The sequence below is a fragment of the Rhizohabitans arisaemae genome (genome assembly GCF_025996515.1).
Classification (GTDB): domain Bacteria; phylum Actinomycetota; class Actinomycetes; order Streptosporangiales; family Streptosporangiaceae; genus Rhizohabitans; species Rhizohabitans arisaemae.
The window spans coordinates 152,152-174,240 of sequence record NZ_BLRH01000014.1 but is presented as its reverse complement, the minus strand read 5'-3'; the positions used below and the strand labels follow the sequence as shown (position 1 = coordinate 174,240).

15 protein-coding genes and 1 riboswitch are annotated in these 22,089 nt (G+C 69.1%); of the genes, 3 read left to right on the top strand and 12 right to left on the bottom strand.

Annotation, left to right across the window (positions count from 1 at the left end):
• Window positions 1-32 precede the first annotated feature (32 nt).
• The 4 genes from cimA to RUR_RS07335 form a co-directional block, all read right to left on the bottom strand.
• Window positions 33-1,613, bottom strand: a complete 1,581-nt coding sequence (gene cimA, locus RUR_RS07350; RefSeq protein ID WP_283134153.1) for a citramalate synthase — start codon at window positions 1,611-1,613, stop codon at window positions 33-35.
• 255 nt (window positions 1,614-1,868) lie between these two features.
• A complete protein-coding gene (locus RUR_RS07345; protein WP_283134152.1) occupies window positions 1,869-3,461 on the bottom strand; it encodes a DUF7927 domain-containing protein in 1,593 nt (530 codons plus the stop codon).
• A 242-nt stretch (window positions 3,462-3,703) separates the two neighbouring features.
• On the bottom strand, window positions 3,704-4,789 hold the full coding sequence (locus RUR_RS07340; RefSeq protein WP_283134151.1) for a branched-chain amino acid aminotransferase: 1,086 nt from the start codon (window positions 4,787-4,789) through the stop codon (window positions 3,704-3,706).
• An 85-nt stretch (window positions 4,790-4,874) separates the two neighbouring features.
• Window positions 4,875-5,930 carry a 3-isopropylmalate dehydrogenase gene (locus tag RUR_RS07335; protein ID WP_283134150.1) on the bottom strand — a complete coding sequence of 352 codons (1,056 nt, stop codon included), beginning with the start codon at window positions 5,928-5,930 and terminating at the stop codon, window positions 4,875-4,877.
• 183 nt (window positions 5,931-6,113) lie between these two features.
• Window positions 6,114-6,285: riboswitch (cyclic di-AMP (ydaO/yuaA leader) on the top strand.
• On the opposite strand from RUR_RS07335, the gene RUR_RS07330 reads away from it, so the two are divergent.
• Window positions 6,273-6,959: a C40 family peptidase gene (locus RUR_RS07330; RefSeq protein WP_283134149.1), complete on the top strand. Its 687-nt coding sequence runs from the start codon at window positions 6,273-6,275 to the stop codon at window positions 6,957-6,959. (Overlaps the previous riboswitch by 13 nt.)
• A 490-nt stretch (window positions 6,960-7,449) precedes the next feature.
• Here the strand turns inward: RUR_RS07330 and serA are convergent, their stop codons facing one another.
• Window positions 7,450-9,039, bottom strand: a complete 1,590-nt coding sequence (gene serA, locus RUR_RS07325) for a phosphoglycerate dehydrogenase (RefSeq protein WP_283134148.1) — start codon at window positions 9,037-9,039, stop codon at window positions 7,450-7,452.
• 165 nt (window positions 9,040-9,204) lie between these two features.
• On the opposite strand from serA, the gene RUR_RS07320 reads away from it, so the two are divergent.
• The gene (locus RUR_RS07320) at window positions 9,205-10,074 is read left to right on the top strand and encodes an SseB family protein (protein WP_283134147.1); all 870 of its coding nucleotides are present in this window, start codon (window positions 9,205-9,207) and stop codon (window positions 10,072-10,074) included.
• A 79-nt stretch (window positions 10,075-10,153) separates the two neighbouring features.
• Window positions 10,154-10,690: an FHA domain-containing protein gene (locus tag RUR_RS07315; RefSeq protein ID WP_283134146.1), complete on the top strand. Its 537-nt coding sequence runs from the start codon at window positions 10,154-10,156 to the stop codon at window positions 10,688-10,690.
• A gap of 76 nt (window positions 10,691-10,766) precedes the next feature.
• Here RUR_RS07315 and RUR_RS07310 read toward each other — a convergent pair whose 3' ends face one another.
• The 7 genes from RUR_RS07310 to RUR_RS07280 all read right to left on the bottom strand — a co-directional run bounded on the left by RUR_RS07310 (window position 10,767) and on the right by RUR_RS07280 (window position 22,065).
• Window positions 10,767-12,410 (bottom strand): heparinase II/III domain-containing protein, encoded by a 1,644-nt coding sequence (locus tag RUR_RS07310; RefSeq protein WP_283134145.1) that lies wholly within the window; start codon window positions 12,408-12,410, stop codon window positions 10,767-10,769.
• A gap of 288 nt (window positions 12,411-12,698) precedes the next feature.
• Entirely contained in the window at window positions 12,699-13,688 is a 990-nt protein-coding gene (gene ilvC / locus RUR_RS07305; RefSeq protein ID WP_283134356.1) for a ketol-acid reductoisomerase, read from the bottom strand.
• Window positions 13,689-13,741: 53 nt separating this feature from the next.
• A complete protein-coding gene (gene ilvN / locus RUR_RS07300; protein ID WP_283134144.1) occupies window positions 13,742-14,266 on the bottom strand; it encodes an acetolactate synthase small subunit in 525 nt (174 codons plus the stop codon).
• 9 nt (window positions 14,267-14,275) lie between these two features.
• On the bottom strand, window positions 14,276-16,093 hold the full coding sequence (locus RUR_RS07295; RefSeq protein ID WP_283134143.1) for an acetolactate synthase large subunit: 1,818 nt from the start codon (window positions 16,091-16,093) through the stop codon (window positions 14,276-14,278).
• A gap of 190 nt (window positions 16,094-16,283) precedes the next feature.
• The gene (locus RUR_RS07290; protein ID WP_283134142.1) at window positions 16,284-18,944 is read right to left on the bottom strand and encodes an EAL domain-containing protein; all 2,661 of its coding nucleotides are present in this window, start codon (window positions 18,942-18,944) and stop codon (window positions 16,284-16,286) included.
• Window positions 18,945-19,264: 320 nt separating this feature from the next.
• Complete coding sequence (locus RUR_RS07285) at window positions 19,265-20,809, bottom strand: M4 family metallopeptidase (RefSeq protein WP_283134141.1); 1,545 nt, start codon at window positions 20,807-20,809, stop codon at window positions 19,265-19,267.
• Between the two features lie 347 nt (window positions 20,810-21,156).
• Window positions 21,157-22,065, bottom strand: a complete 909-nt coding sequence (locus RUR_RS07280) for a 2-hydroxyacid dehydrogenase (protein ID WP_283134140.1) — start codon at window positions 22,063-22,065, stop codon at window positions 21,157-21,159.
• Between the last annotated feature and the right edge of the window lie 24 nt (window positions 22,066-22,089).

Here is a 22,089-nt window from a genome sequence, read left to right as displayed (position 1 = left end):
CCCCCTGCCGGGCCGGGCGGCTCCGGCCGCCGTCAGGCCGGGCTGTAGCCGGCCCGCAGGAGGCCGTACGTCACCGCCTGCTCAAGGGCCTGCCAGGACGCCTCGATGATGTTCTCGTCCACCCCGACCGTGCTCCACTCGCTGTCGGCGTCGCTGGAGGTGACGAGCACCCGGGTGACCGCGCCGGTGCCGTGCGAGCCCTCCAGGATACGGACCTTGTAGTCGATCAGCTCGACCCCGGCCAACTCGGGGTAGAGGCGCTCCAGCGCGAACCGCACCGCCTTGTCCAGGGCGTTCACCGGGCCGTTGCCCTCGCCGGTGGCGACGATCCGCTCGCCCTTGGCGTGCAGCTTGACGGTGGCCTCGCTGACGACCGCGCCGTCGGGCCGCCGCTCGACGATGACCCGCCAGGACTCCACGGCGAAGTGCCGCCGCTCCTGCTCGCCGAGGACCGTGTCCCGCAGGAGCAGCTCGAACGAGGCGTCGGCGGCTTCGAAGGTGTACCCCTTGGCCTCCATCGCCTTGACCTTCTCGACCAGCTCCCGGGACGCGTCGCCGGAGAGGTCGTACCCCAGCTCCTTGCCCTTGAGCTCGACCGAGGCCCGGCCGGCCATGTCGGAGACGAGCATCCGCATGTCGTTCCCGACGGTGGCGGGCTCGATGTGCTGGTACAGGTTGGGGTCCACCTTGATCGCCGAGGCGTGCAGCCCGGCTTTGTGCGCGAAGGCGGAGAGGCCGACGTACGGCTGGTGCGAGTTGGGGGTGATGTTGGTGATCTCGGAGATCGCGTGGGCGATCCGGGTCATCTCGGCGAGCTGGGCGTCGGCGACCACCTGCATGCCTCGCTTGAGCTGGAGGTTGGCGACGACGGTGAAGAGGTTGGCGTTGCCCGAGCGCTCGCCGTACCCGTTCGCGCAGCCCTGGACGTGGGTGACGCCCGCCTTGACCGCTGCCAGGGTGTTGGCCACGGCGCACCCGGTGTCGTCGTGGCAGTGGATGCCCAGGCGGGCCTTCGTCTGGGCCACTTCGTGGACGATGTCGGCGAGCTCGTCGGGGAGCATGCCGCCGTTGGTGTCGCACATCACGAAGACCGATGCGCCGGCCTCGGCCGCGACGCGTACGACCTCAAGCGCGTACGCCGGATTGGACTTGTATCCGTCGAAGAAGTGTTCGGCGTCGAGAAAGACGCGCTGGCCCTCCGCACGGAGATGGGAGACCGTGTCGCGGATCATCGCGAGGTTCTCCTCAAGGGTTGTGCGGAGAGCCAGCTCCACGTGCCGGTCGTGGCTCTTGGCGACAAGGGTCACGACCGGCGCGCCGGATTCGCGCAGAGCGGCCACCAGGGGGTCGTCGGCTGCCTTCGCACCGGGCCGGCGGGTCGCGCCGAACGCGGTGAGCTGCGCGTGCTTCAGGTCGAGCTCGGTCCGAGCCCGCCGGAAGAACTCTGTGTCCTTGGGGTTGGCCCCCGGCCAGCCCCCCTCGATGAAGCCGACGCCGAGCCCGTCCAGGTGCCGCGCGACGGCGAGCTTGTCGGCGACGGTGAGGTTGAGCCCCTCCTGCTGCGCGCCGTCCCGCAGTGTCGTGTCGTAGACGTGGAAGCTGTCGTCGGTCATCGGAAGTCTCCTGTCGGTGAATCTTGTGCTGTGCTCGCCGCCACGGGGTTCGCGGATCCGGATGCCGGCCTGTCGGATGCGCTGGGGCCCAAACAAAAAGACCCCTCACGGACGTGAGAGGTCTGCGCGCCGGCGGTGTCCCTTAGGTGCCGACGCGCCCGCCAATAATGAGCAGAGCGCAGAACATGATGACCTCAGTCTGCCACAGCTGTGACACCATCCGACACAGTGATCTCGCAGGATGAGACGATTCTCTCAGTAAAGCTTTTGACCTGCGCCGATTCCGGGCCCTGAGAACCTACTTTTCACCAGCCCGCCCGCGAGACCGGTGAGCACGGACCCGAGAAGGAAGATCACCCCGGGGCCTTCGGTGTTCAGGAGACCCTTGAGGGCCTTGCCCCCGCCGGCGCCGGGCGGAGTGATTCGGACGGCGCTCGCGCAGCGCTTGTCGGCCTCGGCGCCCGCGCAGTTGCCGTGCTCGGCCTCGACCCGGTTGACCAGCTCCCCGTCGCCGAGGCGGAGCACCCGGACGCTGTAGGTGACCTCCGATGTCTTCCCCGGGGAGATCGAGCCCGCCCAGCTCAGGCTGTCGTCCCGGAGGTCCACCGAGCCCAGGCTCGCCCGGGCGTCCCGGTCGTACTCCGCCTTGTCCAGCACCCGCTCCAGGTGGTCCACGACGCTTACCCGCCCGGTCGCCGCCTTCCCCGGGTTGGCCAGGGTGAGCCGGAACCGCACCTGATCCCCGAGCAGGACCTTGGCCTGGGCCGCCGACTTGGTGACCACCAGGTCGGGCAGGAGCACCACGGTGCTGCACCGGGGCTGGTTACCCGCCGTCGCGCAGTAGTCGTAGCTGTCCTCGACCAGGTTGGTGAGGCTGTGGTCGCGTTTGGCCGCGCCGATGCGCACCGAGTAGGTGATCCGCACCCCGCCTTCCGGCACGTCTCCCCGCCAGCGGAGCACCCCGTCCGAGTAGCCGGGCGCGGGCGGCTCACCGGGGGTGCCGACGCCGAGGTAGGACGCCCGCTGGTCGCCCACCCAACCGGCGTCGTCGACCACCCCGCTCTGCGGGACCGCGATCCGGACGTCGGTCGCGGGCCCCCGGACCGACCGCACCAGGATCGAGTAGTCGACCCGCCCGCCGGGCCACAGACCGGTGGGGACGGCCGAACTCTTGATCGTCACATCCATGACGGCGACGGTGAGCCGCATGGTCTTCCCGCCGAACTCCACCACCGCGGTGAGGCGCCGATCCCCCTGCGCCGTGCGTTCCGCCCTCGCCTCGAACACGATCCTCGCCCCGGCCTGGCCGGCGAGACGGCCGGTCCACTCGAAGTCGGCCGCGTCGCCCGCCCCCTCGGACGGACCGGTCAGCGTGGTGTACGGCATCCACGTGGGCCTGGCCGTGGGCACGCCCTCGGGCTTGGCCCGCTCGCTCGGTTTGGGCCGTACCGCCGCGACCTCCGGCTGCTCCACGGGACGCTCGGCCGTGTACACGACCGGCGGGCGGGTGAGCCGGCCGTCGTCCAGGACACCCCGCAGATTCAGATCCAGCTTGATCGGGTCGGAGATCGTCTGCTTGGTGTTCCTGACGATCAGGATGAACGTCGCCTTCTCCCCCACCCGGACCGCCGCGCGGTTCGCGCAGCCGGTCACCTCCACCCCCTGGGAGGTGACGGTCTCGGGTACGGCGGGGGCCGGGCACGGCGTGGGCGCGCGGTCCGCGGGGCCTGAGGGAGCGGCGGAACCGGTACGGGCGTCCGCCGCGGCCGAGCCGCCCAGCGCGATCTGCGCCGCCATCGCGCCGGTCACGACGAGAGCCCGCCACCTGCGCCGACTCTCTGCGTCCACGGTGCCCCCCGATTCAGGCCGCGACGAATCAGCTTGACATATGACAGCTTTGCTACCCAGCGCTGATCATCGGAAACCGGACAGTGACCACCACGGTTCCTTGAAACCACACAAACAGAGATCAGATGGCGATACGGGATGTCCGGTACGGCCGACGGCAGCCATGAGCCGGGCTGGGGCCACCGCGTGGCCGCCGTACCGGAATCGGGTACGGCGGAACGCCCGCCGTACCCGGAACGGCGTCAGCAGATCTTGTGGATCCAGTCGTGGGAGTCCACCCTGGAGCCGAACTGAATCCCCATGAGCTCGTCGCGGAGGCGCATGGTCATCGGACCGGGGGTGCCGTCACCGACGGTCCATGAGCCGTCCTGCCCGCTCACCGTGCCGACCGGGGTGATGACCGCCGCGGTGCCGCAGGCGAAGACCTCGGTGATCTCACCCGACGCGCAGCCGTCCCGCCACTCGTCGATGTTGATCCGCCCCTCCTCGGCCGGGATGCCGAGATCCGCGGCGAGGGTGAGGAGGGAGGCCCGGGTGATGCCGGGAAGCAGGGTTCCGGTCAGCGCCGGGGTGAACAGCCGGTCGCGGAAGACGAAGAACAGGTTCATCCCGCCCATCTCCTCCACCCAGCGGTGCTCGACGGCGTCGAGCCAGACCACCTGGTCGCACCCCTTCTCCACCGCCTGACGCTGGGCGAGGAAAGCCGCCGCGTAGTTGCCGCCGCACTTGGCCGCCCCGGTGCCGCCCACCGCGGCCCGGGTGAAGTCCTGGGACAGCCACACCGAGACCGGCTTGACCCCGCCGGCGAAGTAGGAGGCGGCCGGCGAGGCGATCACGACGAACCGGTACGCGTTGGACGGGTGGTTGACCCCGAGCCCCACTTGGGTGGCGATCATGAAGGGCCGCAGGTAGAGGCTGTGCCCTTCGGTGGTCGGCACCCAGTCGCGGTCGGTCTGCACCAGGAGTTCGAGGGCCTCCACGAAGACCTGCTCGGGGAGTTCGGGCATGGCCATCCGGCGCGCCGAGGCGTTGAACCGCGCCGCGTTGGAGTAGGGGCGGAACGTGACGATCGACTCGCCCGTCTGCCGATAGGCCTTCAGCCCCTCGAACAGCTCCTGCGCGTAGTGGAAGACGGACGTCGCCGGATCGAGGGAGAGCGGCGCGTACGGCGTCAGCCGTGCGTCGTGCCAGCCTCTCTCCTCGGTCCAGTCGATCGTGACCATGTGATCGGTGAAGGTCTTGCCGAACCCCGGATCACTCAATACCTGCTCACGCTCGGCCGGAGTGCGCCCGTTCTCGGATAGCTGCACATCGAAGCTGAGCGTCATGACAGGTCCCTCTTTCGTACCTCTCAGGACAACCTACTTGGTCGTCCTCGTTTCTCCACTGTGGGGTGAATCTACTCCCTCAGCGTCAAATCAACACACGGGCGGCTATGTCATCACCTACTTCACGGGTGCTCCGCGCCGCCGACACCCCCTGCCGTGCCACCAGATCGTCCGCGACGGCCTGCTCCACCCGACGCGCCGCCTCCGGCAGCCCCACGTGGTCCAGCAGCATCGCGACCGACAGAATCGTGGCGGTGGGGTCGGCCTTGCCCTGGCCCGCGATGTCCGGCGCGCTCCCGTGGACCGGCTCGAACATGCTCGGCGCGGTGCGCTCGGGGTTGATGTTCCCGCTCGCCGCGAGGCCGATGCCCCCGGCGACCGCCGCGCCCAGGTCGGTGAGGATGTCACCGAACAGGTTGTCGGTGACCACGACGTCGAATCGCTGCGGCTGGGTGACGAAGTACATCGTGGCCGCGTCGACGTGGCAGTAGTCGGTTTCGACCTCACCGAACTCCGCGCTCAGCGCGTCGACCGTACGCGCCCACAGGTCACCGGCGTAGGTCAGGACATTGGTCTTGTGAACCAGGGTCAGCTTCTTGCGTGGCCGATTCGCCGCCTGCTGGAAAGCGTAGCGGACCACCCGCTCGACGCCGAACGCGGTGTTCAGGCTCTCCTGAGTGGCGATCTCCTGCGGTGTGCCGCGGCGCAGGACGCCCCCGGCTCCGGCGTACGGGCCCTCGGTGCCCTCCCGGACCACGAGCATGTCGAGGTCCTCGGGCCGGACGCCCGAGAGCGGGGTGGCCACGCCGGGGAAGAGCTTCACCGGGCGGAGGTTGACGTAGTGATCGAGCTCGAAGCGGAGGCGGAGAAGAAGATCACGCTCCAGGATGCCGCTCGGCACACTCGGATCGCCGACCGCGCCGAGGAAGATCACATCGTGTTCCCTGATCTCCGCGAGGACCTGGTCGGGCAGGGTCTCCCCCGTCGCGTGCCAGCGCCCGGCGCCCAAGTCGTACATCGTGAGCTCGGGCTTGATCGCCTCTCCGGCGAGGGCCGCCTCCAGAACCTTCAGCCCTTCGGCCACGACCTCGGTACCGATGCCGTCACCTGGAATGACGGCCATACGCATTGATTCCCGCATGCGGGTACCCTACCCGGCTCGTCTCAGGACTTGAGCATGGATCTCAGCACTCGGACAGTGCGGGACCAAGGGAAGGTAAAGGATTATTGATCCCCTTTGTCCTTCTTTGACCGTTCCCCTACAGTGCTGGGCTACAACGAAGTAGATTCCGTTTTGCCCAAGTTATACCGAAATTTCGTGATCTTGGGCCTTACGCCGAATCCGCGGCTTCGCGGAACCGGGGACCCACCCAAGGGCGTGGGGAGCATGCGACTCCCCACTCCGGCTTCGGGGTGAATCGGCGCCATGCGCGCCGTAGGGCGACTTCCACGCCCGAACCCGTCAGCTAACCCGGTAGGCGTCATGGAAGAAGGGAACGCAGTCCTGTCCAGGCACGCCAAACCACGCAATCGTAAGACCGGACTACTCCTGCTGAGCGGTCTCTCCATCACGGCGGCGACCGCCGTCGCCATCCCCCTCGCTCTGGGTCCCGCCGTGGCCGAACCCCAGGTGAAGGCGGAGACGAAGGCCGTGGGCGGCGCGACGGCCGTACAGTCCGTCCGCTATGTCGCCGAGCCTGCGCCACAGCCCGTACCGAAGGCGGCCGACCCGGAGCCGTCCACCCCGGCACCGGCCACCCCGGCGCCGAAGAAGCCGGAAGCCGACAAGCCCGAGGTGAAGAAGCCGAGCAAGGCGGAGATCGCCGTCGCCTACGCCCGGAAGCAGCTCGGCAAGCCGTACATCTGGGGTGGTGAGGGCCCACGCGGCTTCGACTGCTCAGGCCTGATGCTGATGGCCTACAAGGCCGCGGGCATCGACCTGCCGCGGGTCTCCACCGCGCAGTACCACGGCGTCAAGACCAAGGTGGCGTTCGAGGACCTCAAGCCCGGCGACCTGATCTTCTCGTACGGAAGCCGGAGCCATGTGGGCATCGTCTCCCGCCCGGGCTACATGATCCACGCCTCGCGGACCGGTATGCCGATCAAGGAGGAGAAGCTCAGCTCCTGGCGGAAGGCGGTCTTCAGCGGGGCGGTCCGCCCGGCCCCCTGATCCGCGGCGATCCGGCGTGGTGTGCGGGAAGCCGTACACCACGCCCGCCGCTACCGCTCCTGCGGGCGGCCGCCGTTGTCCCTGCGGTCGAGGGCGATCTGAACCGCGTCGACCGCGTCGGTCTCCTGCTCTTCGGCGTGGTTCCAGGGATACATCTCGTACATGGGGATTCCTCGGGTATACGCGGACAGCCGACCGGAGCACCCGGAGGCGGTCGTGGAGATCGGGGGAAGGCGTAGGGATCACAGCCGGCAAGCGCCACACTCCGCGACGGGGAGCCGGCCTGCCTTGGTTCAGGCCCCGTCGCGGCCGGTAATGAGTACGTATACCTGGCGCATCATCTGCCGAGATTACCCGGTGATTGCCGGATTGTCTCGCCAAATGTCCTCACTTCTTGAATAGTGAGACAGATCACGACTGACCTGGGGAAAAGACCGGGGAGAAAAACAGAGGGCGCGACCGGCGGTCGCGCCCTCGTGCCGTCGGTGTGTCAGTCGGCCAGCGTGACCGTGCGGCCCGTCTCGGCGCCGATCTCCTCGGCGATCTGGACGACGACCTCGGAGGGGATCGCGGAGTCGACGGTGAGGGCGATCAGCGCCTTGCCGCCGCGCGCGCTCCGGGACACCTGCATCGAGGCGATGTTGATGCCGTGGTCCCCCATGATCCGCCCGACGATGCCCACGATGCCGGGGCGGTCGGCGTAGCTGAAGAACGCCAGGTGGTCGGTGGGCTCGATCTCCATGTCGAACCCGTTGACCTCCACGATCTTCTGGATGTGGCGGGGGCCGGAGAGCGTGCCGGAGACCGAGACCGAACGGCCGTCGGCGAGCGTGCCCCGGACCGTCACCACGTTCCGCCAGTCCGGGCTGTCCGAGCTGGTCACCAGCTCCACCGCGACGCCGCGGTCGGTAGCCAGGAGCGGGGCGTTCACGTAGGTCACGGTCTCCTCGACGATGTCGGTGAAGACGCCCTTCAGCGCGGCGAGTTCCAGCACCCGCACGTCGTGCGCGGCGATCTCGCCGCGGACCTCCACCTCCAGCCGCGCCGCGACCTCGCCGGCCAGGGCGGTGAACATCCGGCCCAGCTTCTCGGCGAGCGGCAGGCCGGGCTTGATGTCCTCGGCGACCGCGCCGCCCTGCACGTTCACGGCGTCCGGGACGAACTCGCCGGAGAGCGCGAGCTTCACCGAGCGGGCGACCTGGGTGCCGGCCTTCTCCTGGGCCTCGTGGGTGGAGGCGCCGAGGTGCGGCGTGACCACCACGTTGTCGAGCTCGAACAGGGGGCTGTCGACGCACGGCTCCTTGGCGAAGACGTCGAGCCCCGCGCCCGCGACCCGTCCCTCCTTGAGGGCGCTGTACAGCGCGCTCTCGTCCACGATGCCGCCCCGGGCCACGTTGACGATGTGCACCGAGGGCTTGACCTCGTGCAGCTCCTTGTCACCGATGAGCCCCACGGTCTCCTTGGACTTGGGCAGGTGCACGGTGATGAAGTCGGACTGCTTGATCAGCTCCTCGAGGGAGACCAGGCGCACCCCCATCTGCGCGGCGCGGGCCGGCTGCAGGTACGGGTCGTAGGCGATCAGCTCCACGCCGAACGGGACCAGGCGCTGGGCGACCAGCTGGCCGATCCGGCCGAGGCCCAGGACGCCGACGACCTTCTCCAGGAGCTCGACGCCGGTGTACTTGGAGCGCTTCCACTCGCCGTTCTTGAGCGCGGAGTGGCCCTGGGCGACGTTGCGCGCCGAGGCCAGGATCAGCGCGACGGTGTGCTCGGCGGCGCTGACGATGTTGGAGGTGGGGGCGTTGACCACCATGACCCCGGCCTTGGTGGCGGCCTCGACGTCGACGTTGTCGAGCCCGACTCCGGCCCGGGCGACCACCCGGAGCTTGTGGGCGTGGGCGATGGCCTCGGCGTCGACCTTGGTGGCGCTCCGGACGATGAGCGCGTCGACGTCGGCGAGCGCGGGCAGCAGTTGCGACCGGTCCGCACCGTCGGTGTGACGTACCTCGAAATCCGCTCCGAGCACGGCGAGGCCCGCCTCGGACAACTCTTCGGCGACCAGAACAACGGGCTTTGACACGACGCGTCCTTCGAGAGGGAGGGTGTGTTGGACTCCCGATTCTAGCGGAGCTTGTGAACGCATTCACGAGTGTCCGAAATCCGAGACAGCACCCGCGTCGTGACGATCATGAATATTCTTCCGAAATGGGCAGATAAGTTGGCGCAAACTACCTAAAGTTCGTCTATGAGCATCGGGAATCCCGCTCTCGCTGAAGTGCTCGCCACGCACGGAAGCCCGCAGCAGATGCTTGCCGCCCTCGCTGAGAGCGGCGTCCTCGTCGCCGTGCGCCCCGACCGCTCAGTCGTCCTGGGGACGACCAAGACCGGAGAGCGGGTCCTGCTCGGCTACACAGGCACCCAGTCCTACGCCCGCCACGGCGGCCGTCACTCACTCTCCCTCTGCGATGCCGAGACCATCCTCGACATCCAGCGGGTGACGGCCGTGCGAGAGATCGTCGTGGACGCCGCGGGACCGGCCGCCGCCGCCGTACCCATCGAAGACCTCCATCGGTATCTCGTGCGCTACCGGGCGCTCACCCCGGTCCGCGGCACCCCGCCCCAGGCGTACGCCACCGGACCCATGACCGTGGTGAGCCCCGCCTCCCCCCGGGGAGGGCCCGGCTCCGCCGGCGCCTCGGCGCAGAACGCACCGGCGGCACCCGCCTGGATCCCCTCCCCGCGTCCGCACATGTCCGGCCCGCAGCCCCGGATCGACCACGGCTACCAGCGCAGCAGGCACCCGCTCATCCCCGACCTGCGTGCCGCGATCGGACGGCTCCTCGCGGAGTTCCCCCTCATCCACCACGTGTGGATCTCCGAGGTACGGACTCCGTCGGGCGCCCCCGGCCTCATGCTGCACGTCAAGGTCCATTCCGCGTCGGGCTCGCTCGGAGAGGAGATCTCCAGGGAACTCCACCACTCGGTACGGGCCCGGCTGCCCCAGCTGGCCGCGAGCGAGGCCCCGATCCTGATGGCCCGGGTCGTCGACTCGCACACCGAACGCCGCATGGTCGAGATCGGCGCCCACGTCGTCTGTGCCGACGTGCGGGATTGATCGGAGTGATCGACCGGAGAGGCAAACAGCCCCTGACAACTCCTGGACACCCGACAGTTTCTGGCCGGATACTCAGAAAATGAGCTCGACGTATCCCCCTGTGCGCGCTTCCGACGGGGACCGTGATCGTGCGATCAGCGAGCTACGCGACAGAGCCGTCGAAGGTCAGCTCTCCCACGAAACCTTCGTCGGCCGGATCGACATGGCGCTGCGTGCCCGCCATCGTGGCGAGCTGGACCAGCTGGTCGCCGATCTCCCCCCGCGCGGACGGTTCAGCAGATTCGTCACCGACAAGGTCGGCAAGGTCTCGGAGTTCGTCGGCCGGGTCGCCAGCGCGTGGCGCAAGCCGAGGTTGCAGCGGCTGGCGCTGCCGAGCGACACCCGGACGGTCTTCTCGATCGGCCGGGCGCCGACCTGCGATCTGGTACTCGGGGACCTCACGGTCTCCCGGCGGCACGCCGAGCTCCGCCATGAGGGCGAGTCCTGGCTGGTCGTCGACCTCGGTTCGATGAACGGCACCCGGCTCAACGGGTGGCGTCTCCTCGGTCCCGCGCTGATCCGCCCGGGAGACGAGATCTCCTTCGGCGACTCGAGTTTCGTCCTCGCCGGTCGCTGATCCGCCGGACCGGCGGGCCCGATGCCGCCCGAGCCTTTGGGCCAAGGTCCAAAGGCTCGGACGCGCACCGCGTCGATCAGGTCAGTTCACCGTCGGCGCGTACCCCGACGACCACGTCGACGTCGTCGATCCCCACGGTCACCTTCCCGGGTACGCAGCTCACCTTGGGCGCGTCGGTGCCGGGGACCACCAGCGTGAGCAGCGGGTCCTTGGACGGCGCCGACCTGATCAGGTAGGCGGGCGCCCGCTTGAGGTACTCGGGCGAGACCCAGCTCCGCTCCGCCTTGAGGCCGGCGGCCGGCTTGCAGGTCTTGGAGTTCAGCTGGACGAGGGTGCCCCGCCAGTCCCCTTCGCCGAAGACGACCCGGCCGCCCGCGGTTGAGAAGATCTTGAACTTCCGGTCGAGGTGCCACAGGTTGGAGATCCGCCGGCCGCCTTCGGCCCGATCGAGGACCGCCATCAGGTCCTGTTCGTGGTTGACCAGCACCGACCTGGTCCGGGTGACGCCGAACGCGCGGTCCTCCAGGGTGTAGGACTCCCGCTTGTCCCGGATCCGCGAGCCCGTCAGCCGGGTCGCCGTACTCTTCCGGAACGGCGCCCCCTCGACGATCGGCACGTTGTGGGCCTCAGGGGAGAGGGTCCACTTCCGGTAGGAGGTGTTCTCGTAGGAGTGGAATCCGACGTCCACCAGGACGTCCCTCCCCTGCGCCTGATAGGTCACGCCCATGTGGTCCTCGTGCCCGTGGAAGTTCTCCAGGGCGCCCGGACCGAAGTGGATCGAGTAGAAGGCCGCCTTGGGGTCCTCCCAGCGGGTGCGCCCGAAGACGTAGCCCGCCTTGAAGATCTTCACCCGCTCGGCCGGCTGCTCCACCTTGGGCGCCACGAAGTCCGCCGGGGTGTCCCCGATCGGCGCCATCTGGCCGTCGGGCTGCGTGGCGTGCGCGATGAAGATCGGCAGCCGTGCGGTCCGCTCGGCGACCTCGGCGGGCACGCGGAGCCCGCACGCCTTGATGAGCCGCTCGGCGACCGCCCAGCGATCCCGCACGTAGGAGACGTACTTCGGCGCCTGCTCGATCAGCGCGCCCTGGCCGTCGATGGCGATCTTGACTGATTTGACCATGCGCCGCGTGGCCAGGCCGGTCCACTCCTCGCGGTTGTACCGGCAGCCGATCCCGAGCAGCGCGATGTCCTGGTCGAGCCCGTGGTTGTGGCCGGCCTCGTACTTGCCGGGGTCGGCGAGGACCCTCGCGTGCTCGGACAGGCTCTCCCGCAGCCAGGAGTCGTCCACGTGCGCGCTCAGGCAGACCAGGGCGGGGGCCCGCAGCGCGATGGGGTGCTCGTCCCAGGCGACCTTGCTGACGCCCGCGGCACCCCGCTTGTTGTCCGCCACCCAGTCTTCGGCGATCTGGGCCGCCCGGTCGAGGTACCGCCGTTCCTTGGACTTCTCGAACTCCGAGATCAACGGCACGATCCAGCGGAGCGAGTGGAACATCAGGTCCCAGGAGCGGTTTCCGTACGGGCTGCGCCGCCAGTCGATGTCCGCGCCGATCCGCACGGGCGCCTGTCCGAGGAAGGTGAGCTCGCCCTTCATCACCTGCGCGGCGGTGGATTCCGCGCCCTCGCTCAGACAGGGGGTGGGCCGCGCGATCGCCGGTCCTGGGACGCTGACAACGGTCGCTACCAGAGCGAATGCGGCCATCAAGCCGAAAGCGCGTTTCACGCCGTCCCCTTTTCAGGTGTTTTGGGTGTGACTGGTGGGACATGCTTTCGTGAGACCCCCTTGAGGGTCAAGCGCCTCCCGTCAACACGGCGAACCTTGATCGTCCCGGCGGCGCCGGGGGGCGACGCCTCCTCTCCCACGGGGGAAGTCCGCGCCGCGGGAACCGTACGGAAACCGATCGGAACCCGTCCGGCCGGGTCGTCGGCGGAAGGGCGCACACCCCGAAACGAGACGGCGCCGCCCCCGTTCACGGAAGGGGACGGCGCCGTACAAGCCAGACGAAACCTCTTAGGCCTCGTCGCGCAGCCAGCTCATCATCGGGCGGAGCGTGGCACCGGTCTTCTCGATCGGGTGCTCGGCCAGCTCGGCCCGGAACCGGCGGAAGCCGACCTCGCCGCCGTCGAACTCGTCGACGAGCTCACGGGTGAACTTGCCGGACTGGATCTCGTCCAGGATGCGGCGCATCTCCTTCTTGGTCTCGGCGGTCACGATGCGCGGGCCGCGGGTGTAGCCGCCGTACTCGGCGGTGTCGGAGACCGACCAGTACATCTTGGAGACGCCGCCCTCGTACATGAGGTCGACGATCAGCTTCATCTCGTGCAGGCACTCGAAGTAGGCGACCTCGGGCTGGTAGCCGGCCTCGATCAGGGTCTCGAAGCCCGCCTTGATCAGCTCGGAGACACCGCCGCAGAGCACGGCCTGCTCGCCGAACAGGTCGGTCTCGGTCTCCTCGGTGAAGGTCGTCTTCAGGGCGCCCGCCCGGGTGCCGCCGATGGCCTTGGCGTAGGAGAGGGCGAGCGGCCACGCGTTGCCGGTGGCGTCCCGCTCCACCGCGACCAGACACGGCACGCCGCGGCCCGCCGCGAACTGGCGCCGCACCAGGTGGCCGGGGCCCTTGGGCGCGACCATCGCGACGTCCACCCCGGCCGGGGGCTCAATGAGGCCGTACCGGATGTTGAGGCCGTGACCGAAGAAGAGCGCGTCCCCGGCGACCAGGTTGGGCGCGACCGCCTCGGCGTAGAGGTGCCGCTGGATGTGGTCCGGTGCGAGGATCATGACCAGGTCGGCCTCTTCACAGGCCTCGGCCGGCGTGGTGACCCGGAGCCCGTCGTTCTCCGCCTTCTCCCGGCTCTTGGAGCCCTCCGGCAGGCCGACGCGCACGTCGACGCCGGAGTCCCGGAGCGAGAGGGCGTGGGCGTGGCCCTGGCTGCCGTACCCCAGCACCGCCACGTGCCGCCCCTGGATGATCGAGAGGTCGGCCTGGTCGTCGTAGAAGATCTCAGTCACTTGCTTGATTGCCTTTCTCAGGATTTTGTACGGCTTGCGCGTGGTCAGGCGCTGCGGTCCAGGGCCCGCAACGACCGGTCGGTGATGGAGCGTGCCCCTCGTCCGATCGCCACCATGCCCGACTGGACGAGTTCCTTGATGCCGAACGGCTCCAGAACCCGGATGAACGCCTCAAGCTTGTCCACGGTGCCGGTCACCTCGATGGTCACCGCGTCCTGCGCCACGTCGACACAGCGGGCCCGGAAGAGCTGCACCAGCTCCAGGACCTGGCTCCGCGTCTCGACGTCGGCGCGCACCTTGACCAGCATGAGCTCGCGCTGGACGCTGGCGGCCGGATCCAGCTCCACGATCTTGATCACATTGATCAGCTTGTTGAGCTGCTTGGTGACCTGCTCCAGCGGAAGATCCTCGACGTTGACCACGATCGTCATCCGCGAGATGTCCCCGTGCTCGGTCGGCCCGACCGCGAGCGAGTCGATGTTGAACCCGCGCCGGGAGAACAAGGAGGCGACCCTGGCGAGCACGCCGGGCTTGTTCTCGACGAGAACCGAGAGTGTATGCCTGCTCATTGGATGTCCCTAATCTCCGGTCTCCCAGTCGGGAGCCATGTCCCGAGCCAGCTTGATGTCGTCGTTGCTCGTCCCGGCCGCGACCATCGGCCAGACCATCGCGTCCTTGTGCACGATGAACTCGACGACGACGGGGACATCGTTGATCTCCATCGCCTTCCGGATCGTCGCGTCGACGTCCTCGGGCCGCTCACAGCGCAATCCGACGCATCCGTACGCCTCCGACAGCTTCACGAAGTCGGGGATGCGCCGCGCGGACTGCAGGTCGGTGTTGGAGTAGCGCTTCTCGTAGAAGAGCGTCTGCCACTGCCGGACCATGCCCAGGTTACCGTTGTTGATCACAGCGACCTTGATCGGCACGCCCTCCAGGGCGCAGGTGGCCAGTTCCTGATTGGTCATCTGGAAGCAGCCGTCCCCGTCGATCGCCCACACGGTCTTGTCGGGGGCACCCATCTTGGCGCCCATCGCGGCGGGGACCGCGAAGCCCATCGTGCCGAGCCCGCCCGAGTTGATGAAGGTCCCGGGGTTCTCGTACCCGATGAACTGGGACGCCCACATCTGGTGCTGCCCGACGCCCGCCACGTAGAGGGTGTCCGGACCGGCGATGGCCCCGAGCCGCCGCAGCACGTACTGCGGGGCGAGCGAGCCGTCGGCGAAGTCCTCGTAGCCGAGCGGGTAGGTGTCCCGCCAGCTGTTCAGCGTGCGCCACCATTCGGCGTAGTCGCCCGCCATGCCGCCGTCCGGCGGGAGGCCACGGGCGGCGATCTCCGCCTGGACCGCGACGAGGAGGTCGGCGAGGACCTCCCGGCAGTCGCCCACGATCGGCACGTCGGCGTGACGGTTCTTGGAGATCTCCGCCGGGTCGATGTCGGCGTGCACGATCTTGGCCTCCGGGGCGAAGCTGCTCAGCTTGCCGGTCACCCGGTCGTCGAAACGCGCCCCGAGCGCGATGATCAGATCGGCCCGCTGGAGCGACCCGACGGCGGCCACCGTGCCGTGCATCCCGGGCATGCCCAGGTGCAGCGGGTGGCTGTCGGGGAACGTCCCCCTCGCCATCAGGGTGGTGATGACGGGGATTCCGGTGAGCTCGGCGAGGGCGCGCAGCTCCCTGGCGGCGCCGGCGCGGTGCACCCCGCCGCCGACGTAGAGCACCGGCTTCTTCGAGGAGGCGATCAGCCTGGCCGCCTCCCGGATCTGCTTGGAGTGCGGCCGGGTCACCGGCCGGTATCCGGGGAGCTGCATCGGCTGGGGCCAGGTAAAGGTCATCGTCTTCTGGAGCGCGTCCTTGGAGATGTCCACGAGAACGGGTCCAGGGCGTCCGGTGGAGGCGATGTGGAACGCCTCTGCGATCGTCCGGGGGATGTCGGCCGGATCGGTCACCAGGAAGTTGTGCTTGGTGATCGGCATGGTGATGCCGGAGATGTCCGCCTCTTGAAAGGCGTCCGTGCCTATCGACTCGCTCGGGACCTGCCCGGTGATGGCGACGATCGGCACCGAGTCCATGTAGGCGTCCGCGATCGGCGTCACCAGATTCGTGGCCCCGGGCCCACTCGTCGCCATGCACACACCCACGCGGCCGGTGGCCTGCGCGTACCCTTCGGCGGCGTGTCCGGCGCCCTGCTCGTGGCGTACAAGCACATGCCGGACCTTCTCGGAGTCGAAGAGCGGATCATAGGCGGGCAGAATCGCACCACCTGGGATCCCGAACACGGTGTCAACGCCGACATGCTCCAGCGCCCGCACTAGGGCCTGTGCGCCTGTCATCTGTTCGGTCATCGGCTGGCTCGTTCCTTGAAGCGGTTGCAGCGTGGCTTGGGTTTTGCTCATAAAAAAGGCCCCTCCGCCTTCGGCGGTGAGGGGCGCGCAGGACTCGTTGACTCGGCTAGCCCGCGCGCCAGCCAAGTACTACGAGAATCCCACTGAGATGCATGTCAACCACCTTGGCCGATGTGAGGCGACACGTCAACTTCACGAGACGGATGTCTCACGATTCAAGACGCCGACCCGGCGTGGCAGCTCAGCTGGCCGTCTGGATCGGACAGGTGGACAGACTCGACTCGATGAGCGTCTCGACCCGCCTGGGCGCCATGGGACGCGCCACGAGGAAGCCCTGCCCTCGGGTGCACCCCAGCTCCTTGAGCAGCTCAAGCTGTTCGGGACGCTCAATACCCTCGGCCACCACGATAAGCCCGAGCTCGTGTCCCAGGCGGACAATCGTCTGGGTCAGCAGGGTCAGTGTCTCGTCGGTGCCGAGCCCCGCCACGAACGAGGGATCGATCTTGATCATGTCCACCGGGAGCTGGCGCAGGTAGGCGAGTGAGGCGTACCCGGTGCCGAAGTCGTCGATCGCCAGGCGGATCCCCATGGCCCGCAGGTCGGACAGCCTGGCGACGATCTCCTCGGAGTCCTCGACCAGCATCTCCTCGATGACCTCCAGGGTGAGCGCGCTCGGCGGGAGCCCGCTCTCCGCCAGAGCCGAGGCGACGGTCTCGACGAACCTGGGCGACCGGATCTGCCGCGCGGACAGGTTGAGGCAGAGCCCGATCTCCCACGACGAGGCCCGCCAGGCGGCGACCTCCCGGCAGGCGTCCCGCAGGATCCGCTCGCTCAGCGGAACGATCAACCCGGTGTCCTCGGCGAGCCCGAGGAACTGCTCCGGCGGGACGAACCCGCTCCCCCGCCACCAGCGGGCCAGCGCCTCCACCGCGATCACCCGGGAGGTGGCCAGGTCGACCACCGGCTGGTACTCCACGCTGAACTGGTTCTCCGACAGCGCGCGCTGCAGGTCGGCGGCGAGTTCCAGCCGCCGGACCACGTCGGCGTGCATGTGCGCGGCGAAGACTTCGACGCGGCGCCCGCCCAGCTCCTTGGCCCGGGCCATCGCGACGTCGGCGTTGCGGATCAGATCCCCCGGCGCGATGCCCTCCTCCGCGAAGGCGACCCCCACGGACGCGGTGAGCGCGATGTCCCGTTCGGCGACGCGGAACGGGTCCGACGACACCGTCCGGACCAGCCGCTCGGCGAGGTCGACGACGCCGTGCGCGTCCACCAGGACCGCGAACTCGTCGCCGCCCCAGCGGACCAGGGTGTCCTGGGGCTGTACGGCCGCGCGGAGTCGCCGCGCCGCCTGGCCGAGCAGGTAGTCGCCGCTCGCGTGTCCCACCGAGTCGTTCACCGCGGTGAACCCGTCCAGGTCGAGGAAGACCACGGCGACCTGGGAAGGGCGCCGTTCCAGCACGTCGCGGGTGCGCTCCTCGAAGTAGGCCCGGTTGGGCAGGCCGGTGATGCCGTCGTGGAAGGTCAGGTGGGTGACCTGGCGCCGGAGGGCCTCCTGTTCGGCGACGTCGCGCGCCGTGATGATCACGAACTCCCGCCCCGGGTACCCGGTGGCGACCGACTCGGTGGGCCGCCAGGTGCCGTCGCTGGCCCTGACCCGGCAGGAGACCTTGCAGACCCGGGTCGGCCCGCCCCCCGCGCCCGCATCCGACCGGCCGGCCTCGTACTCGGCGAAGGCGCGCAGGGCGGCCTCGATGTCCGGGACGTCCTCGGGGTGCACGAACTCGGCCATCGGACGCCCGACGAGCTCGGCGGGATCGTAGCCGTAGGTCCGGGTCACCCCGGCGCTCGCCTCCCGGACGACGCCCTCGTAGTCGGCGACGAGCACGAGGTCGCCGGTGCTCTCGGCGAGTTCCCGCAGGTGCCGTTCCCCGCTCGCCACCCCCCTGCGCAGCCGTACCGTCGACGCGAGCAGCAGGAAGAACCGGGACAGGAGCAGCAGCACCACCGAGGCCGCCAGGATCGGGACGACCGCCGCCACCCGGTGGCCGGGGCCGGCCAGCGCGCTCCACGTGAGCACCACGGTGGCTCCCCCGACGGTGACCGGGGGCAGGATCGCGATCAGCGAGCGCCGGATCGGGTGGGTGTGCCGGACCAGCCGGCCGTTCCACGGGGCCACCGCGAGGAGAAGGAAGGCGATCAGGGTGAGCGCCCCCGGCGCCGCGGCGCCCGGCGGGACGGCGGTGCCCGCGGTGAGACGCGTCACCACCAGCACGGCCTCGGTGAGGGTGAGCGCGGCCAGGCAGACCAATCCGCCAAGCGCGGCGGCCGTGGTCCGCCCGGCGAGGACCAGCGGGGCGACCCCGCACGTCACGATCAGCCCGATCAGCGGGAGCGACATCTTGAGCAGGAACCCGCCGGGGGTTTCCCCGGACTCCGCGTAGGGCTCGCCGAGCCAGATCACCCAGACGATCAGGAAGAGACCCGCCATGCAGAGATAGGAGTCGGCCAGGTGCCGCAGAACCCTGCTCAACGCGATGGGGCGGGCCCTGGCCCGGACGCACCCGACGGCGAGAAGCACCGTGGCGGCGAGGAGGAAGAGATCGGAGTAGGAGACCGAGGCCGCCCGGTCCAGCGCGGGCATCGAGATCCTGACCCCGATCGCGCCGGCCCAGGCGAGCACACCCGCGCCCAGCCACCGCAGGGCGGCCCGGCGGGGCGTGGAGACCCGGGTGGCGAACACGAACAGCGAGAAGGACGAGAGCAGCCCGGCGAGAAACAGGACACCCGGTGTCACACCGCCGGCGGCGAGCACGCCGAGCAACCCCGCCGCGCCGAGTCCGGCCGCGGCGGCCAGCGGGACATGGAAGTCACGCCTGCCGATCATGATGGTCTCGTCCATTCATGGCGCTTAGTCTCGCGCTCTCTCCACGACGTCGCGGCTCCATTGCCGGAGTCGTCACCGATCTGATAACCGATACCCCGTTGGTCCGGAGTCGCGGGCACGGACATGCGGGTCAACGGTAATGATTACGGTACGCACTCAAGGTCACGACACAGCCACGGTCGGGAGTCCTTCCGTCCCTACCTCGTCACCGATGGGCGACTTTTATCTCCCTTGGGGGTGGTGAAAGCCCCACCGGCAGACCGAAACTCCCCGCCGGATCGGGACCGCAAGGTCACCGATCCGAGCGGGGAGCCCGGTTCGATCAATCGGTTCGGCTACGGGCAGGTCACCTCACCCGCGACGGCCCCGACGCTCACCGCGTTCCAGGCCGCCTTGACCCGGGCGTGCTCGACGCAGGACGGAGCGAAGATCGCCTTCGCGGCCTGGAGGGAGGCCGCGCGGGCGCGGGCGTGGGTCCAGGTCGCGGTCTTCAGGTTGAGCGTGCCCATGAAGATCCGACCGGCCTTCTGGATGCCCAGACCGGCGATGGAGGTGCCGTTGCAAGTCGGGCTGTTGGGCAGGCCGCCACCGGGGGCGCTGCCCGCGGCGAGCAGGTAGAACCAGTGGTTCTGCACCCCGGCCATGGCGTGCACGCCGAGGGTCGGCGTCGAGGCCGAGTAGCAGTTGGGGTGCCCGGAGATCAGCGAGGGCTGGTGCATCCGGCGGATCGGACCGGAACCCACCAGGTTGACCTCCTCGCCGACGTCGTAGTCCGGCGGGTCGTAGATCGCCGGCTCGTTGGTGTAGAACTCGGTCAGCGCGCCGAAGATGTCACCGGTGGACTCGTTCAGGCCGCCCTTCTCGTTGCTGCCGGTGGAGCCGCCCGGGGTGGTCTGGAAGATCGCGTGGCCGTACTCGTGCGCGACGACGTCCATCGCGGCGGCGTGGCGGGCGCCGTTGGAGGAGCGGCCGTAGTTGGTGTAGCTGCCGTTCCAGAACGCGTTCGCCTGGTTGAGGCCCACCCGCATCGGGAAGGTGCCGCCGGTGCCGTTGACGCCGTTGCGGCCGAGCCAGTTCCGCAGCATGTCCCACTGCTTGCCGGCGGCGTACATGCCGTCGACGCAGGCGGTCTCCAGGTTGTTGCCGACCCCGTTGCCCCAGTTGTCGTCGGGGCCGGTGAAGGTCACGCCGTTCTGGCCGCCGCAGCGCAGGCCGGGCCGGGTCGAGTCCTGCATGGAGTAGGAGGGAGTGGTGTTGAAGACGACGGGGCCGTGGTAGAAGCTGTTGCCGTTCCCGGCCTTCACCAGGTCGTCCGCCTCGGCGATCTCTCCGGTGAGCGCGTCCACGTAGACGTGCAGGATGCTCTCGTTCCCGCCCCGCTGCCCGCTGACGACGACCTTGTAGGCGAGCCGCCCGGAGCCCTCGGCCATGATCGTGAGTTCGGGTGCCGTGCTGAAGCCCGCCTTGAACACCTGAGCACGGGCGATCTTGGCGGCCTCGGCCGGGGTGAGCTTCGCCGTGGTGGCCACGTCGAGCGTCTGGGTCTGGTTGACGGAGGTGGCGACGACCGTCCCCGCGGAGTCCGTGGCGATCACGAAGTCGCCGCCGTAGACCGGCAAGCCGGCGTGGGTCCGGCCGTAGGAGACGTACTGGATCCCCAGCTCGCTCACGACGCTCAGCCGCTGCACGGCGTCCTTGGCGGTGAGGTGGAGGGGCGCGGGGTCGGCCGCGATCATTCGCTCGGCCGACTGAACGGCGAGGGCCTTGAGGTCTTCCGGTGACGAGGCTTTTGGTGCGCTCGCGACGGCTGTGGTCGCGGAGAGCGCCACGACGATCCCCGTGGCTGCCGCCACGAGGCCAAACGCGGCATTTCTTCTCACGCAGATACTCCTTCTTCTCCTGGAGCGACGACATCCCGCAGAGGTCTCCTCCGGGACGGCCCGATGTCGTCGAGTTGGGGGGTGGGACCCGTCTCGAACGCGCGCCATCGGCGCGAACGGGGGCACACGTTCGAGGTAACGGACTGGATACGGGACACTACATATCGGCCGTGATAGGAGTTGACTACTGATATGACTCAAAGTCAATAGAAGGTATGACTCTGTAATTTAGAGATAAACAGGCATATTTAAATTGAGATATTGGAGTGACTGTTGATATTTCTGCACAATAAGGAAACCCCACAGGGGTCGAGTGACCTGTGGGGCAGGGCGGCGGGCCGTCCGGGCTAGTAGGCGCCGGTGATGACGTTGTGGAGCGGCTCGCCGGCCAACCGGCGCTCGACCTGATCCCGGACGAGCCGCTGAATACGACGCCACGAGGCCGGGGTGCTCCCCGCCACATGCGGGGTGATCAGCACTCCGGGCGCACTCCACAGCGGATGCCCCTCGGGCAGCGGCTCGGGGTCGGTGACGTCCAGCGCCGCGGTGAGCCGCCCGGTGGTGAGTTCGGCCACCAGGGCGTGGGTGTCCACGACCGACCCCCTGGCCGCGTTGACCAGGAGCGCGCCGTCCTTCATCCTGGCCAGGAATCCGGCGTCCACCATCCGCCGGGTCGAGGCGGTGGCGGGGACCAGGAGCACGACCACGTCGGCCTCCGGGAGGAGCTCGGGGAGCATGCTCTCGCCGTGCACCCCCGCACGCGCGGTCCGCGCCAGCCGTACCGTCCGCACCTCGAACCCCGCCAGCCGCCGCTCCACGGCGGCGCCGATGGACCCGTAGCCGACGATGAGCACCGTCGAATCGGCCAGCGCCTTGGTCGGGTGGTAGTTCCAGCGCCCGGCCCGCTGATCGTCGGTGAAGCCCGGGATTCCCCGCACCGTCGCCAGGATCGCCCCCACGACCCACTCCGCGGTGCCGGCGTCGTGCGCGCCCCGGGCGTTGCAAAGCGGCACCCCCGGCGGCAGGTACGGCCGATAGGCCTCGACCCCGGCCGTCACGGTCTGCAGAAGCCTGAGGCCCTTCATCCGGCGCAGCAGCCCGGGGGTGTCGGGCAAGGGGGTCAGCGGAGGCACCCAGATCTCCACGTCCTCGATCCCCGGCGGAACCTCCCCGGAGCCGTCGAAGACCACGCACTCGACTCCGGGAAGCTCGCTCAGGATTCGGGCGAACGACCGCTCGGGAACCCAGATCTTCATGGTGACGACCCTACGGGGTGACCG

Coding starts and splice junctions, on each gene's coding strand:
- cimA (WP_283134153.1), bottom strand. CDS start 1,613: ATGACCGACGACAGCTTCCACGTCTACGACACGACACTGCGGGACGGC.
- RUR_RS07340 (WP_283134151.1), bottom strand. CDS start 4,789: ATGACGCTCAGCTTCGATGTGCAGCTATCCGAGAACGGGCGCACTCCG.
- RUR_RS07335 (WP_283134150.1), bottom strand. CDS start 5,930: ATGCGGGAATCAATGCGTATGGCCGTCATTCCAGGTGACGGCATCGGT.
- RUR_RS07330 (WP_283134149.1), top strand. CDS start 6,273: ATGGAAGAAGGGAACGCAGTCCTGTCCAGGCACGCCAAACCACGCAAT.
- RUR_RS07320 (WP_283134147.1), top strand. CDS start 9,205: ATGAGCATCGGGAATCCCGCTCTCGCTGAAGTGCTCGCCACGCACGGA.
- RUR_RS07315 (WP_283134146.1), top strand. CDS start 10,154: ATGAGCTCGACGTATCCCCCTGTGCGCGCTTCCGACGGGGACCGTGAT.
- ilvN (WP_283134144.1), bottom strand. CDS start 14,266: ATGAGCAGGCATACACTCTCGGTTCTCGTCGAGAACAAGCCCGGCGTG.
- RUR_RS07295 (WP_283134143.1), bottom strand. CDS start 16,093: ATGAGCAAAACCCAAGCCACGCTGCAACCGCTTCAAGGAACGAGCCAG.
- RUR_RS07290 (WP_283134142.1), bottom strand. CDS start 18,944: ATGGACGAGACCATCATGATCGGCAGGCGTGACTTCCATGTCCCGCTG.
- RUR_RS07280 (WP_283134140.1), bottom strand. CDS start 22,065: ATGAAGATCTGGGTTCCCGAGCGGTCGTTCGCCCGAATCCTGAGCGAG.